The 12,474-nt window shown below is 73.0% G+C and carries 16 protein-coding genes and 1 pseudogene; 14 read left to right on the top strand and 3 right to left on the bottom strand.

Features of this window, described 5'->3' with window-relative positions:
* Window positions 1-4 precede the first annotated feature (4 nt).
* The 6 genes from FIV43_RS10030 to FIV43_RS10015 all read left to right on the top strand — a co-directional run bounded on the left by FIV43_RS10030 (window position 5) and on the right by FIV43_RS10015 (window position 6,079).
* Window positions 5-3,244 (top strand): ATP-dependent DNA helicase, encoded by a 3,240-nt coding sequence (locus FIV43_RS10030; protein WP_231123902.1) that lies wholly within the window; start codon window positions 5-7, stop codon window positions 3,242-3,244.
* Window positions 3,241-3,477 (top strand): hypothetical protein, encoded by a 237-nt coding sequence (locus FIV43_RS22305; protein WP_231123901.1) that lies wholly within the window; start codon window positions 3,241-3,243, stop codon window positions 3,475-3,477. Before FIV43_RS10030 ends, FIV43_RS22305 begins: the two co-directional genes overlap by 4 nt.
* Window positions 3,474-4,151 (top strand): NAD(+) diphosphatase, encoded by a 678-nt coding sequence (gene nudC, locus FIV43_RS10025; protein ID WP_231123900.1) that lies wholly within the window; start codon window positions 3,474-3,476, stop codon window positions 4,149-4,151. Before FIV43_RS22305 ends, nudC begins: the two co-directional genes overlap by 4 nt.
* 121 nt (window positions 4,152-4,272) lie before the next feature.
* Window positions 4,273-4,719: an RNA polymerase sigma factor gene (locus tag FIV43_RS10020; protein WP_231123899.1), complete on the top strand. Its 447-nt coding sequence runs from the start codon at window positions 4,273-4,275 to the stop codon at window positions 4,717-4,719.
* The gene (locus tag FIV43_RS23780) at window positions 4,659-4,787 is read left to right on the top strand and encodes a sigma factor-like helix-turn-helix DNA-binding protein (RefSeq protein WP_407938891.1); all 129 of its coding nucleotides are present in this window, start codon (window positions 4,659-4,661) and stop codon (window positions 4,785-4,787) included. The genes FIV43_RS10020 and FIV43_RS23780 overlap by 61 nt, the downstream gene beginning before the upstream one ends.
* Window positions 4,784-6,079, top strand: coding sequence for a hypothetical protein (locus FIV43_RS10015; RefSeq protein ID WP_141014013.1), 1,296 nt, complete (start codon window positions 4,784-4,786; stop codon window positions 6,077-6,079). The genes FIV43_RS23780 and FIV43_RS10015 overlap by 4 nt, the downstream gene beginning before the upstream one ends.
* Window positions 6,080-6,116: 37 nt before the next feature.
* On the opposite strand, the gene FIV43_RS10010 is transcribed toward FIV43_RS10015, so the two are convergent.
* Complete coding sequence (locus FIV43_RS10010; protein WP_196781034.1) at window positions 6,117-6,362, bottom strand: mycoredoxin; 246 nt, start codon at window positions 6,360-6,362, stop codon at window positions 6,117-6,119.
* 147 nt (window positions 6,363-6,509) lie between these two features.
* On the opposite strand from FIV43_RS10010, the gene FIV43_RS10005 reads away from it, so the two are divergent.
* From FIV43_RS10005 to FIV43_RS09990, 6 genes are all read left to right on the top strand, one after another.
* Window positions 6,510-7,937, top strand: coding sequence for an ATP-dependent helicase (locus tag FIV43_RS10005; RefSeq protein ID WP_331251061.1), 1,428 nt, complete (start codon window positions 6,510-6,512; stop codon window positions 7,935-7,937).
* A complete protein-coding gene (locus FIV43_RS23520) occupies window positions 7,883-8,629 on the top strand; it encodes an HRDC domain-containing protein (RefSeq protein ID WP_331251073.1) in 747 nt (248 codons plus the stop codon). Before FIV43_RS10005 ends, FIV43_RS23520 begins: the two co-directional genes overlap by 55 nt.
* Window positions 8,630-8,735: 106 nt before the next feature.
* Window positions 8,736-9,017, top strand: a complete 282-nt coding sequence (locus tag FIV43_RS10000) for a hypothetical protein (RefSeq protein ID WP_141014012.1) — start codon at window positions 8,736-8,738, stop codon at window positions 9,015-9,017.
* A 149-nt stretch (window positions 9,018-9,166) separates the two neighbouring features.
* Entirely contained in the window at window positions 9,167-9,436 is a 270-nt protein-coding gene (locus tag FIV43_RS09995; protein ID WP_141014011.1) for a WhiB family transcriptional regulator, read from the top strand.
* Between the two features lie 64 nt (window positions 9,437-9,500).
* Window positions 9,501-9,659, top strand: a complete 159-nt coding sequence (locus FIV43_RS20970; protein WP_181407748.1) for a hypothetical protein — start codon at window positions 9,501-9,503, stop codon at window positions 9,657-9,659.
* A gap of 150 nt (window positions 9,660-9,809) precedes the next feature.
* Window positions 9,810-10,001 carry a hypothetical protein gene (locus FIV43_RS09990; RefSeq protein ID WP_141014010.1) on the top strand — a complete coding sequence of 64 codons (192 nt, stop codon included), beginning with the start codon at window positions 9,810-9,812 and terminating at the stop codon, window positions 9,999-10,001.
* 19 nt (window positions 10,002-10,020) lie between these two features.
* Here FIV43_RS09990 and FIV43_RS09985 read toward each other — a convergent pair whose 3' ends face one another.
* The gene (locus FIV43_RS09985; RefSeq protein ID WP_141014009.1) at window positions 10,021-10,893 is read right to left on the bottom strand and encodes a hypothetical protein; all 873 of its coding nucleotides are present in this window, start codon (window positions 10,891-10,893) and stop codon (window positions 10,021-10,023) included.
* Window positions 10,894-11,050: 157 nt separating this feature from the next.
* Window positions 11,051-11,209, bottom strand: coding sequence for a DUF5679 domain-containing protein (locus tag FIV43_RS20965; protein ID WP_181407747.1), 159 nt, complete (start codon window positions 11,207-11,209; stop codon window positions 11,051-11,053).
* Between the two features lie 137 nt (window positions 11,210-11,346).
* On the opposite strand from FIV43_RS20965, the pseudogene FIV43_RS23775 reads away from it, so the two are divergent.
* Both FIV43_RS23775 and FIV43_RS21425 read left to right on the top strand, forming a co-directional pair.
* A pseudogene (locus FIV43_RS23775) lies at window positions 11,347-11,628 on the top strand (hypothetical protein); the annotation flags it as partial.
* A 101-nt stretch (window positions 11,629-11,729) separates the two neighbouring features.
* Window positions 11,730-12,242, top strand: coding sequence for an enoyl-CoA hydratase/isomerase family protein (locus tag FIV43_RS21425; protein ID WP_269204077.1), 513 nt, complete (start codon window positions 11,730-11,732; stop codon window positions 12,240-12,242).
* The last annotated feature ends 232 nt before the right edge of the window (window positions 12,243-12,474 follow it).

The following is a 12,474-nucleotide window of genomic DNA, read 5'->3' as shown; positions in this document are numbered from 1 at the left end:
GCAAGTGCTGTCGATCGAGACGCCGGAGGACCTGCGGCGCGAGATGGGCGCGGACTTCGCGCCCAGCGAGGAGCAGTGGCGAGCGATCACCGCGCCGCTGAGCCCGGCCGTCGTGATCGCCGGCGCCGGGTCGGGGAAGACCACCCTGATGGCGGCGCGGGTGGTCTACCTGGTGCTGACCGGCCAGGCCGCGCCGGAGGAGATCCTCGGCCTCACCTTCACCTCCAAGGCCGCCGCCGAGCTGCGCAACCGGATCCGCTCGGCCCTGCAGAAGGCCGGCGCGTTCGACGATCCTGGCCCCACCGACGAGGACGGGGAGAGGCTCGAAGTGCTCGAGCCCACCGTCGCCACCTACAACGCGTACGCCGCCTCCCTGCTCGCCGATCACGGCCTGCGGATCGGGCACGAGCCGGACACCCGGGTGATCACCGATGCCGCCCGCTACCAGCTCGGCGCGCGGGTCGTCGACCGGTTCACCGGACGCATCGAGCACCTCACCGACCATCCCGAGACGGCGATCCAGAACCTGCTCGCGCTGGACTCGGCGCTGAGCGAGCACCTCGTGGACAGCCCACGCCTGCTGGAGCACGATGCGCAGGCGCGGCGGGGGTTCGAGCGCGCCCACCAGGAGGAGGCTGCCGGCAAGGCACGCAAGACCTACCTGCAGGCGATCGAGAAGGCGATGTCGGCGATCGACCGCCGCGCCGAGCTGGTCCAGCTGGTCGACGGCTACCGCAGACTCAAGGCCGATCTCGGGCTGATGGACTTCTCCGACCAGATCGAGCTCGGCGCCCGCCTCGCCCGCGAGCGCCCCGAGGTGGGCGCCGCCGAGCGCGCGCGGTTCAAGGTGGTGCTGCTCGACGAATACCAGGACACCTCCGTCGCGCAGGCGATCATGCTGTCCCGGCTGTTCTCCGGCCCGGACGCCGAGCGCGGCCGGGGCCACGCGGTCACCGCAGTCGGCGACCCCAACCAGGCGATCTACGGCTGGCGGGGCGCGTCGGTGGCCAACATCCTCGGCTTCGCCGACACGTTCCCCGCCGTGGACGGATCGGTGCCGTCGTACGCCCTGACGATCAACCGCCGCTCGCAGCGCCACATCCTCGACGTCGCCAACCACCTGGCGACCCCGCTCTACGAGGCGCTGGAGGCCAGGGAGGTCGGAGTGGCGCGGCTCCGGGCGCCGGACGGCGCCGGGAGCGGCCGGGTGGAGGCGCGCGTCTTCGGCACCCAGCGCGAGGAGATGGAGTGGCTGCCCGATGCGGTCCGCGGGGCGTGGGGTGGCCGCCCGGGCGACTGGGCGCGGATCGGAGTGCTCACCCGGGACAACGCCACGGCAGAGCAGGCCTACGACGCGCTGACCTCGGCCGACATCCCGGTGGAGATCGTCGGTCTCTCGGGCCTCCTGCGGCTGCCCGAGGTGGCCGAGGTGGTGGCGGTGCTGCGCCTGCTGCACAACGTGATGGACAACGCCGCGCTGCTCACGCTGCTCGCCGGTCCTCGGTGGGCGATCGGTCTGCGCGACCTGCGACTGCTCGGGTCGCGGGCCGGCGAGCTCGCCGGCGGCAGGCGCCGGGGTGCGGACCCGGGCACGGTGGACGAGCAGCTGGTGGCGATCGCGAACGGCATCGACCCCGCGGAGATCCCGTGCCTGGACGACGCGCTGGCCGACCCCGGGGAAGAGGAGTACTCACCCGAGGCCCGGGAGCGGTTCGCGCTGCTGCACGCCGAGCTGCGGACCCTGCGCTCGGCGGTGGGGGAGCCGTTGCTCGACCTGGTCCGGCGGATCATCGACACCACCGGGGTGGACGTCGAGCTCGCCGCGGCGGTGCACGCGGCCGCTGCCGCCCGGCGCGACAACCTCGACCTCTTCGTCAAGGCGGTCGCGGAGTTCCAGGCCGTGGACGGCGACGTGACCCTCCCGGCGCTGATCGCCTATCTGACCGCCGAGGACGACCAGGGAAACGGGCTCGACCTGGCCACCCCGAGCGAGGCCGACTCGGTCAAGCTGCTGACCGTGCACCGCTCCAAGGGGCTGGAGTGGGACACCGTGTTCTGCGTCGGGGTGTGCGAGAGCCGGTTCCCCTCGAGCCAGGGCCGCACGCTGTGGACCTCTTCGCCCTCGGTGCTCCCCGCGCCGCTGCGCGGGGACGCCGCCGACCTGCCCCAGTTGGCCGGCCACGACAAGGCCGCGCTCGACGCCTACCGCAAGGCCGCCAACGACCACGAGGCGGCCGAGGAGCTGCGTCTGGGATACGTCGCCTTCACCCGGGCCGCCGAGCGGCTGGTGGTGACCTCCTACCAGTGGGGCCCCCGGGTCACCCCGTACGGTCCGTCCCGCTACCAGGAGGCGGTCAAGGAGCTGTTGGAGAGCTGGGGCACGCCGCCGGAGCACTGGCTGCCCCGCCCGGCGAAGGGGGAGCCCAACCCCTACGCCGCCGAGGACCCGTCCCGGCCCTGGCCGCCCACCGGCCACGGTGAGGAGGCGGCCCTGCGGACCGCGGCGGCCGACCTGGTCCGTGCCGCCGACCCGGAGGCGCCCGACCCCGAGCTGGACATGGTCGAGGCGGCCCTGGTGGCCGACTGGGACGAGGAGATCGCCCGGCTGCTCGCCGAGGCGCGCCGGGAGAGGGCCGCCGAGGTCGTCGTACCGCTGCCGTCGTCGTTGGCCGCGACGACGCTGTCCCGGCTGCGCGACGATCCCGAGGGTTTCGCGCGGGACCTGGCTCGGCCGATGCCGCGTCCTCCGTCGCCCGCCGCCCGCTTCGGCACCCGCTTCCACGCCTGGGTGGAGGACCGGTTCGGCCAGCAGGGGCTCTTCGAACCGGACGAGCTGGCCGGCCGCGCCGATGCCGGACTGGACGAGATCGACGACCAGTCGGAGTTCAAGGAGCTGGTCGCGAAGTTCGAGGCCGGCGAGTTCGGCGCACGGGTGCCCCACGCCGTGGAGGCCCCGTTCGCACTCGTCCTGGACGGCCAGGTGGTGCGGGGACGGATCGATGCGGTCTACACCGACGGGGAGGGCTACCTGCTGGTCGACTGGAAGACCAACGCCCGCGCCAACGCCGACCCGCTGCAGCTGGCCATCTACCGAGCCGCCTGGGCCGAGCTCAACGAGATCGACCCGGCCCGGGTGCGGGCCGCCTTCTACTACGTCCGCACCGGTCGGCTGGTCGAGCCCGAGGACCTCCCCGACCGGGCGGCGCTCACCCGGATCCTGACCGCCCCTACCCTCGACGGGTGACCTTCCCGCACCTGGATCTCAGCCGCTCCCCGCACGAACGTCATGGTCTGCGCCGCACCGACGACACCTGGTTGGACGAGCAGTGGCAGCACCCGGCGAGCCGGGTGCTGGTGATCGCCGGGACGCGGGTGCGTCCGGGGGCGACCGGACCGGAGTGGATGCCGGCGGCGACGGCGCCCGACGGCACCCGCGTGCTGCTCGGGAGCGTGCCGGCGAGCCGTACTGGGCCGTGATCGTCCCCGGTGAGGTCGCCGCCGAGGAGCCCGGCGCCTGGGTGCCGCTGCGCGGCCTCCTGTCGTTCCTGGACGCCGCGGAGGAGGGGATCGCTCCGTTGCTCTTCCACGCGATGGGGATCGCCGAGTGGCAGTGGGCCACCCGCCACTGCCCGCGCTGCGGGGGCTCCTTGGAGTCGAGGGCGGCCGGTCACGAGCTGCGCTGCACCGAGTGTGGCAAGACCCAGTTCCCGCGCACCGACCCGGCCGTGATCATGCTGATCACCGACGGCCCGTCCGGCACCCCCGAGGAACGTTGCCTGCTCGGCCGGCACCCGATGTGGCCGGCTGGGCGCTTCTCCACGCTCGCCGGGTTCTGCGAGCCGGGGGAGACCCTCGAGGACACGGTGCGCCGAGAGGTGCAGGAGGAGACCGGCGTCGTGGTCGGACAGGTCGACTACTTCGGCAACCAGCCGTGGCCGCTGCCGGCCAGCCTGATGCTGGGGTTCACCGGGCGGGCGGTGCGTGCGGAGATCGTCCTCGAGGACGATGACGTGGAGGATGCCCGGTGGTTCAGCCGCGCCGAGATGGCGGAGCAGGCGCGATCGGGTGAGCTGGTGCTCCCCGGCGGCGTCTCGATCAGCCGCTCGTTGGTCGAGCACTGGTACGGCGAGGCCCTGCCCGGCAGCTGGTGACGCGCCGCCCCGGCGGACGGTGAGGCTCCGTCCCGCGCGCGAAAAGATCGGGAACCGACGCAACCTCGACCCTCCTGAGACGTCTGGACAGGTGAAGAGCCGCCCACGACGGGAGACGAGCATGACGGAGCGCAGCGGACCGGACGGTGTCGACGTCGCCGGCCTGTACGCCGCCCACCGGGTGTCGTTGACCCGGTTGGCGATCCTGCTGGTCGACGACGAGGCCAGCGCCGAGGACGTGGTCCAAGACGCGTTCGCCGCCCTGGTGCGCGGTCACCGGCGCCTTCGCGATCCCGCTGCCGCCGTCGGCTACCTGCGCACCAGCGTGGTCAACAACGCGCGCTCGGCGCTGCGCCGGCGACGTACCTCCCGCGGCTACCGCCCGCCGCGGGAGTACGGCCCGGCGGACCCCGTGGAGCGGGTGGTGCTCGCCGAGGAGCACCGGGAGGTGCTGCGCGCCCTCGACCAGCTGGGCCAACGCCAGCGTGAGGTGCTCGTGCTGCGGTACTGGGGGACCTCAGCGAGGCCGAGATCGCGGAGGCGACCGGGATCTCCCGCGGTGCGGTGAAGTCCACGGCCAGCCGCGCCATCGATGCACTGCAGAGGGTGCTGACGGCACAGGAGGCAGCACGATGAACCCGACCGAGGAGCGCCTGCGTCGCGCGCTGCAGGCCCGCGCCGACCTCTACGACGACCACGCGCTGACGCCCCCGCTGCCCGAGACGAGCCGGCACTCCCGTTGGCGTCGACCGGTCCTCGCAGCGGCCGCCGCCGCTGCGATCGTGGTCGCGGTCTCGTTGGTGGTCGCCGGGACCGGCGACGACGACGTGCAGCCCGCACCGGGGCCGACCAGCACCGTTCCGACCAGCACCGTTCCGACCAGCACCGATCCGGTCGGCGGCGCCCCCGGCACGGCGACCGGCGACGTCGACGGCGACGGCGTCGACGACGAGGTCCGTCTCTCCGGTCGCCGGCTCGTGGTCGAGCTGTCCACGGGCGGGTCCGCCACCCGGCGCGTCCCCGCCGGATCGCAGCTCATCGGCCTCGCCGACGTCGGCGCCGACGGCCTGCGGGTGGTGGTCGACCACGCGGTCTACCGGATCGTCGGGGACGGCTCCGTCGACGAGGTCCGCCTGGGTAGCGGCCTGCACGAGCTGCAGTGGATCGATGCCGGTGGCCGGCTGCTGACCGGCACCTCGCACACCGTGGCGGGGGAGGAGTACATCACCGCCTATCGCTGGACCGGTCGCGGCCCGACGCTCGCGCCGGCCGCCGACGCGATGTACTGCCCCTCGGCGTCCGGTGACCTTCCCGAGCGCTGCGGGTCGGACGCCACCTTCGTCGGGGAGGCCGGCGACCTCCCGGAGCTGCAGCCGGCGCCGTACGAGTCGATCGGACCCGGCGAGGGCGAGGTGATCTCCGGGGTGGCCGGGTGGCGTGGCGTCACCGCCCGCCTCGAGGGCAGCACCTCCGGCGAGGTCCTCGACGGCCAGGTCGAGCTGGTCGTCGGCAGCGCCCGCACCGCCATCCCCGCCGGTGCCGGACCGCGGGTGGTCAACGGTGTGTTCCCCACCGGGGACGGGATCGCGTTCGTCGTGGTCCAGGCCATCGGCGACTCGGTCGACCACACGTTCTACCGGTACGACGGCAGCGCGCTGACCCGGATCGAGGAGCCCGCCGTCGACGGGCTGACCATGGCGGGCGGCGGCCCTGCCGGTGGCGGTCCCTCCACCGAGACCTTCCTCGGCATCTCCGGCGGCTTCTTCGCGCTCCGGTCCGAGTCCGGTCAGGACCTCTACCAGCAGGCGGTGCGCTGGGACCTCGACGGTGACCGGCTGGTCGGCGAGGAGCTCGGCGTGGTCTGCCTGGACACGCTGGTGGAGGCGCTCGGCGTGCCCGGCGCCTACGGCCGCTGCTCGTTCGACTGAGACCTCACCCGGCTGAGGGCGGCGCCGGGTCGGCTCGTCAGCCGGCGAGGGCCGCGAGCTTCTCCTTGATCTGCGCCACCGAGGGGTTGGTCTGCGCGGTGCCGTCGGAGTAGACGAGCGTGGGCACGGTCTGGTTGCCGCCGTTGGCCTGCTCGACGACGGCGGCAGCCTCCGGGTGCGCCTCGATGTCGACGATCTCGAATCCGATGCCCTCCCGGTCCAGCTGCGACTTCAGCCGGTGGCAGTAGCCGCACCAGGGGGTCGTGTACATCGTGAAGCTCATCGTGCTCCGTTCCTCCTCGGGACGTCGTGCGGGGACGGTCCGGTCCGGTCCGTTCCGTGTCGGGGGCCTCGCCTACCGTTGACGTCAACGGTCAGGACTCCCTCCGACCCGTTCAACCGCACCCGCCGAGGAGATGTTCCCACCACCATGTCCGATGCTCTGCTCGGCTCGACCTCCTCCACTCCGACCTCGATCCTGGACGCCCTCGATCCCGAGCAGCGAGCGGTCGCGGAGGCCCTGCGCGGACCGGTCCGGGTGCTCGCCGGTGCCGGCACCGGCAAGACGCGGGCGATCACCCACCGGATCGCGCACGGGGTGGCCACGGGCGTCTACGCGCCGACCGAGGTCCTGGCGCTCACCTTCACCACCCGGGCCGCGGGCGAGCTGCGGCAACGGCTGCGGCAGTTGGGCGCCTCCGGGGTCCAAGCGCGGACCTTCCACAGCGCGGCGCTGCGCCAGCTGAGGTTCTTCTGGCCGCAGGTGCACGGCACCGAGCTCCCCACGCTGACCGAGTCCAAGCTCGGGTTGCTGGCGGCCGCCTGCCGCAGCCTGCGGATCCAGGCCGACCAGGCACTGCTGCGCGACGTCGCCTCCGAGATCGAGTGGGCGAAGGTGAGCAACGTCGGTCACGACGACTACCCGGCACGCGCCGGGAAGGCAGGCCGGTCCGTCGCCGACCAGACACCCGACACCGTCGCCAAGCTGTTCGCCGCCTACGAGGACGTCAAGCGGTCCCAGGGCAGGATGGACATGGAGGACGTCCTGCTCTTCACCGCCGGGCTGCTCGGCGAGGACGAGCGGGTGGCCGCGCAGGTGCGCCGCCAGTACAAGTGGTTCGTCGTCGACGAGTTCCAGGACGTCTCGCCGCTCCAGTTCGCCCTGCTGCGGCTCTGGCTCGGCGGCCGTGACGAGCTCTGTGTGGTCGGGGACCCGGCGCAGACCATCTACTCCTTCGCCGGCGCGGACGCCGGCTACCTGAAGGACTTCTCGCGGCACTACCCCGGCGCGACCTCGGTCGAGCTGGTCCGCAACTACCGCTCGACCCCCCAGGTCGTCGCCGCGGCCAACGGGCTCCTGGCCGGCACCTCCAGCGCCGGTGTCGAGCTGCGCGCCCAGCGACCGGCGGGGGCCAGCGTCCGCTACGCCGGCCACCCCGACGAGGTGGCCGAGGCGGCCGCCGTCGCGGACCAGATCACCCGGCTGCACCGGGCCGGCACCGGCTACGGCGAGATGGCGGTGCTGTTCCGGATCAACGCGCAGTCCGAGACCTTCGAGGACGCCCTGGCCGACCGGGGGATCCCTTACGTCGTACGCGGGGCGGCCCGCTTCTTCGACCGGCCCGAGGTGCGGGAGGCGGTCACCCGTCTCCGTGGAGCGGCGCGCTCGGGCACGCCGACAACGACGACGCCGACGGCGCCTGGGTCGACGCGGTCCGCGATGTGCTGGGCGGCATGGGCTGGAGTGTCGAGCCACCAGCGGCGCGCGGTCAGCAGCGGGACCGGTGGGAGTCGTTCCAGGCGCTGGTCGACCAGGCGGCGGCGTTCGCCGCCGAGCACAGCGGCGGCGCCTCGCTGAACGGTTTCGTGGACGACCTGGACCGGCGCGCCGCCGAGCAGCACGCGCCGTCGGCGGACGGCGTCACCCTGGCCACCTTCCACGCCGCCAAGGGCCTGGAGTGGGATGCCGTCTTCTGCTGCGGCGCCCAGGACGGCACGGTGCCGATCAGCTATGCCGAGCAGGCCGGCGAGGCCGGCAGGCCCGAGGCGATCGAGGAGGAGCGTCGCCTGCTCTACGTCGGCATGACCCGCGCCCGCGAGCACCTCAGCGTCTCCTGGGCCGCCGCACGCAACCCGGGACAGGCCGCGCGCCGCCGCCCGTCCCGCTTCCTGCTGCCGCTGCTGCCCGCCTCCCAGCAACCCCAGGCCGCGCGCTCCCGCGGACGGGTGGCCCGCTGCCGGGAGTGCCATCAGCCGCTGGGCACCCCGGGGGAGAAGAAGCGCGGTCGCTGCGCGCACCACCCGGTTCCCTACGACGAGGCACTGCTGGATCGCCTGAAGACGTGGCGGCGGGCCGAGTCGAGCGAGCAGGGGAAACCTGCGTACGTGGTCTTCACCGACGCCACGCTCGAGCTGATCGCCGAGTTCGAGCCTGCCGACCTGGATGCTCTGGGGCGGATCAGCGGAGTCGGTCCGGCCAAGCTGGAGCAGTACGGAGAGGCCGTTCTCGCGGTGGTGGCAGGAAATCTTCCAGAAATGTCCGATAAATGATTTGCACGCCGTGAAACAGGCGCACTACGGTTTCTGCATCAGTTGACCCGCGCAACCACGGTCCTGGCACGACCGGCGCACGATTCCGCACGAGGAGGTGGCACCCATGGAGAACATCACGATGAACGCGATCAACGCGAACCCGACCAACACCGGGTATGTGCTGATGCCGTCCTCCGGCTGCGCCACCGCTCCGACCACCCCGTGGACCCTCGATGTCCCGGGCGTCGCCGTGCGTGACGCCGTCCCGTTCGCGGGCAAGCCCGCCACCGCAGTGGTGGCCGGCGCGATGGAGTTCGTGCGTGAGCGCGCCATCGCACCGATCGGACACTTCTGTGTCCTCGCCGGCACCCGCCCGGGTCTCGCCGCCTGGAGTCCGCCCATCTGAGTCATCCCACTCAGTCGGCTCTCCTCCAGGCCGCGGACCCCGTAACCCGGGATCCGCGGCCTTTCTGTTTCTCGCAGGACCGCGAACCCTCGATCCCCACCGATGAAACGACCAACGCGATCAGGTCAACGAAGAGGAGGTGACAACAGATGACCATCAGTGTTCTCGAGCCGACACTGGACGAGCGCCTGCCCTGCCGTCTCAACGACGCGGAGCTGTGGTTCGCAGAATCGCCCTCCGACCTGGAGGCGGCGAAAGCACTCTGCGGCGACTGCCCGATGCAGGCCATGTGTCTCGCCGGAGCTCTCGAGCGGCGCGAGCCCTGGGGCGTCTGGGGCGGTGAGCTGTTCCTATCCGGAGCGGTGATCGCCCGCAAGCGGCCACGCGGCCGCCCGCGCAAGGACGCCAGCGCCGCGTGACCGGCACCGGCGCTCGTCCGACCACACCACCACACAGCAACTTTCACAGAAGCGGAGAATCACCATGAGCCTCATGAACGAGGAACTGGTCCGGGCGCAGATGGCCGTGCGCCTGGGAGAGGCGCAGCAGCGCGCGGCCCAGATGGGTCGCGGTCGTCGGGTCAGCCGCAAGGCTGAGCTGGCAGCGCAGCGTGCACGCCTCGCACTCGCTCGCGCACTCTGAGGAGCAACGACCTCAGTACCCGTCGGGACACCTCCCGGCTGCACCTGATCGCGGGTGAGAGAAGGGGCCGGAGGCGGCGACCGCCGCCTCCGGCCCCTTCGTCGTGTCCGACCGCGCCACCTGCGGCCCGGCGCGAACTACGCTGGCCGCATGGCCGAGGATGCTCCGTCGGAGGAGAGCCCTGTGAGCTGCGCGTTCTGCGGGCGTCGCGGCACGGCGGCCGACGCCGCGCTCACCTGGACCACGGCCAGGGAGAACGGTCGGCTGCGCCACTTCTGCGACCGTTGCTCCCGCGAGCACCTGCGCTCCATCGAAGCCAAGCTGGACAGCGAGTGGTGGTGACGCCCGCTCGCCGGCGCGGTCAGGGGAGCAGCATCATCTGGTCCCAGGCGCACCCGCAGTAGGGGTGCCGCAGCCACCGCCGCAGACCCGGCCCGGGAGCCAGTGGCTCCAGGTCGAGCGTCGCGGACCAGGTGGCGGGCTCGCCGCCGCGGACGAAGCAGGCCAGGTCGCGCACCGCCCAGGAGAGGGCGACCGCATCGGTCACCGGGTCCGACGGCTCCGGCCGCAGTCGCGCCGCCCGCGCTGCCTGCTCGATCAGCAGCGGCCGGCGCGGGTCCCCGGCCGCCTCGTGCGCGTCGACGCACCGCAGGCACGCCGTTCGCCCCGGTACGACGAAGGGCCCGACCCGTCGCGCCCCCTGCAGGCTGCTGACCAGCAGGTGCGGGGTCTGGGTCCGCACCAGGTCGTCCACGACCTCACGGCGCAGCGGCCCCTGGGACACCACCAGGCGCGCGGCCGGTCGGGTGTCGTCCACGCGCAGGCCCGCCTGCTCCACCAGGCGCTCCACGGCGGAGCGGACCGACGGGTCGCCGATGTCGAGGGCGACGGTGTCGGTCACCGCCCAGAAGCCGTCGCGCGTCGTGGTGGCCGGACGCGGCGGCGGGTGGACCTCCTCGAGGTGCCCGGCCGCCCGCAGCGCGTCGCGGGCGTGCTCGAGCACCGGGAGGGCGTCGTACCGGCCGGTGGGGGCGAGCGGCGCGTCCTCCGGCGGCAGCGGCGTGCCGAGCGGGTCGAGGTCGGCCAGGAGACGCCGTACGTCGGGGGTGTCGGGCAGCAGGACGCCAGCGGCGTCGAGTCCGATCTGCAGGGTCGTGGCGTCGCGCCGCAGGACCGGCCGCCCCGGCTTCAGCCGCTCCCGGCGGTCCGCCGAGGGGACGGGAGAGCACGTCATGGGCTCAGCGTCGCACCGTCCGGTGCGGTCGCGCGGTCGTCATCCACAGCCCGCGGCTAGCCCGGGGCGATCGGTGCGGGCACGCGGTCACCCCGGAAAAGCCCTTGCGGGCGGCCACCGTCACCGGTGGCCGCCCGCAAGCTCGGAATCGGAAGGCTCAGGCCTTGCCGAGGATCCGGTTCAGGTTGGTCCCGCACTCGGGGCAGACGGCCTTGGCCATCCGGGTGCCCTTGTCGTTGACCTTGACCTCGCCGGTCGCCTCACGCTTCGCCTTGCACTTGACGCAGTAGAACTCGCCGCTCCAGGTCTCCGCCATGACGGCCTCCTTGTTCTTGTTTCTTCTTTCGGTCGTCGCGACGGGGACATCGGGGAAGCCCGTCGGGGTTCGGGACGTGCCCGCAACCCCCCTGACCCTACGGCACGGGTGGTGGCAGTCGCAGTAGCGTGCCCCGCATGTCTGCAGACTCCTTGTCCGGCCCGATCTCCGACGACGGCCCCGGTGGCGGCTCCGACGAAGGCCCTGACGGCTCCGATGCCAGCGCGGTGGCGTCGCCGGCGCCCCCGGTCCTCGAGCACCTGCGGCTCGAACGACCCTCGCCGGGCGTGGCGATGCTGGTGCTCGACCTACCGGAGCTGCGCAACGCGATGAGCGAGGAGATGACCCGGTCGTGGGTGGCAGCCATCGACCATCTCGCGGCGGACCGGACGGTGCGGGCGGTCGTGGTCACCGGCGAGGGACGGGCGTTCTGCTCCGGCGGCAACACCGCCTGGCTGGCCTCCGAGCCCGACGCCGGGGTCGACCGGCTGCGCGACCGGATGCTGCCGTTCTATCGCGCATGGCTCTCGGTCCGACGCCTCGAGGTCCCACGATCGCGGCGCTCAACGGCGCCGCGGTGGGTGCGGGGCTCTGCCTGGCCCTCGCCTGCGACATCCGCCACGCGGCCCGTGGGGCGCGGATGGGCGTCCCGTTCACCCGTCTCGGGCTGCACCCCGGCATGGCCGGGACGCACCTGCTGCCCGAGGTGGTCGGGCCGGCCGCCGCGCGTGACCTCTTCCTGACCGGCCGGATGGTCGATGCCGACGAGGCCCTCGGCCTGGGCCTGGTCTCCCGGGTCACCGAGCCGGACGACCTGCTGCCGGGCGTGCTCGACACCGCTGCGGGCATCGCCGCCGCCGCCCCGATCGCCACCCGGCTGACCAAGGTGGCACTGCAGCGCGGCCACGCCGGCGTCGAGGCCTGCCTGGACTGGGAGGGCCTGGCGCAGCCGATCACGCTGGCCACCGAGGACCTCCAGGAGGGCCTGCGGGCGGCTGCCGAGAAGCGGCCACCGCGCTTCCTCGGCCGGTGACCGGCTGGTGCCCGGCGATCGACAAGAGGCCTCCGCGCCGCGTTGGGCGACGTTTGCCTTCCCCTTGCGAACGTCGTCCTGCGACCCGGAGGCCTCTTGTGCTGTCACGCTAGGAACATCGGGGGCGGCGGTCAATCCTTCGCGCCCGAACCCTGTGGACAGTGCTGTGGACAAACCTGTGGGAACGAGGGGAAAGGCCGTGGACGACCTGGGGATGAGTGGTGGAAACCGG

Origin of the sequence: Nocardioides sambongensis (genome assembly GCF_006494815.1) — a bacterium.
GTDB classification, from domain to species: domain Bacteria; phylum Actinomycetota; class Actinomycetes; order Propionibacteriales; family Nocardioidaceae; genus Nocardioides; species Nocardioides sambongensis.
Note: the sequence above shows the minus strand (reverse complement) of the source record. Positions and strands in the feature narration are given on the sequence as shown.

Excerpts from the sequence above, each read along its gene's own strand:
- FIV43_RS20970 (WP_181407748.1), top strand. The coding sequence starts at position 9,501 with ATGAGCCTCATGAACGAGGAACTGGTCCGGGCGCAGATGGCCGTGCGC.
- FIV43_RS09990 (WP_141014010.1), top strand. The coding sequence starts at position 9,810 with ATGGCCGAGGATGCTCCGTCGGAGGAGAGCCCTGTGAGCTGCGCGTTC.
- FIV43_RS10015 (WP_141014013.1), top strand. The coding sequence starts at position 4,784 with ATGAACCCGACCGAGGAGCGCCTGCGTCGCGCGCTGCAGGCCCGCGCC.
- FIV43_RS21425 (WP_269204077.1), top strand. The coding sequence starts at position 11,730 with ATGGCTCTCGGTCCGACGCCTCGAGGTCCCACGATCGCGGCGCTCAAC.
- FIV43_RS10000 (WP_141014012.1), top strand. The coding sequence starts at position 8,736 with ATGGAGAACATCACGATGAACGCGATCAACGCGAACCCGACCAACACC.
- FIV43_RS09985 (WP_141014009.1), bottom strand. The coding sequence starts at position 10,893 with ATGACGTGCTCTCCCGTCCCCTCGGCGGACCGCCGGGAGCGGCTGAAG.
- FIV43_RS20965 (WP_181407747.1), bottom strand. The coding sequence starts at position 11,209 with ATGGCGGAGACCTGGAGCGGCGAGTTCTACTGCGTCAAGTGCAAGGCG.
- FIV43_RS10010 (WP_196781034.1), bottom strand. The coding sequence starts at position 6,362 with ATGAGCTTCACGATGTACACGACCCCCTGGTGCGGCTACTGCCACCGG.
- FIV43_RS10020 (WP_231123899.1), top strand. The coding sequence starts at position 4,273 with ATGACGGAGCGCAGCGGACCGGACGGTGTCGACGTCGCCGGCCTGTAC.
- FIV43_RS10005 (WP_331251061.1), top strand. The coding sequence starts at position 6,510 with ATGTCCGATGCTCTGCTCGGCTCGACCTCCTCCACTCCGACCTCGATC.
- FIV43_RS09995 (WP_141014011.1), top strand. The coding sequence starts at position 9,167 with ATGACCATCAGTGTTCTCGAGCCGACACTGGACGAGCGCCTGCCCTGC.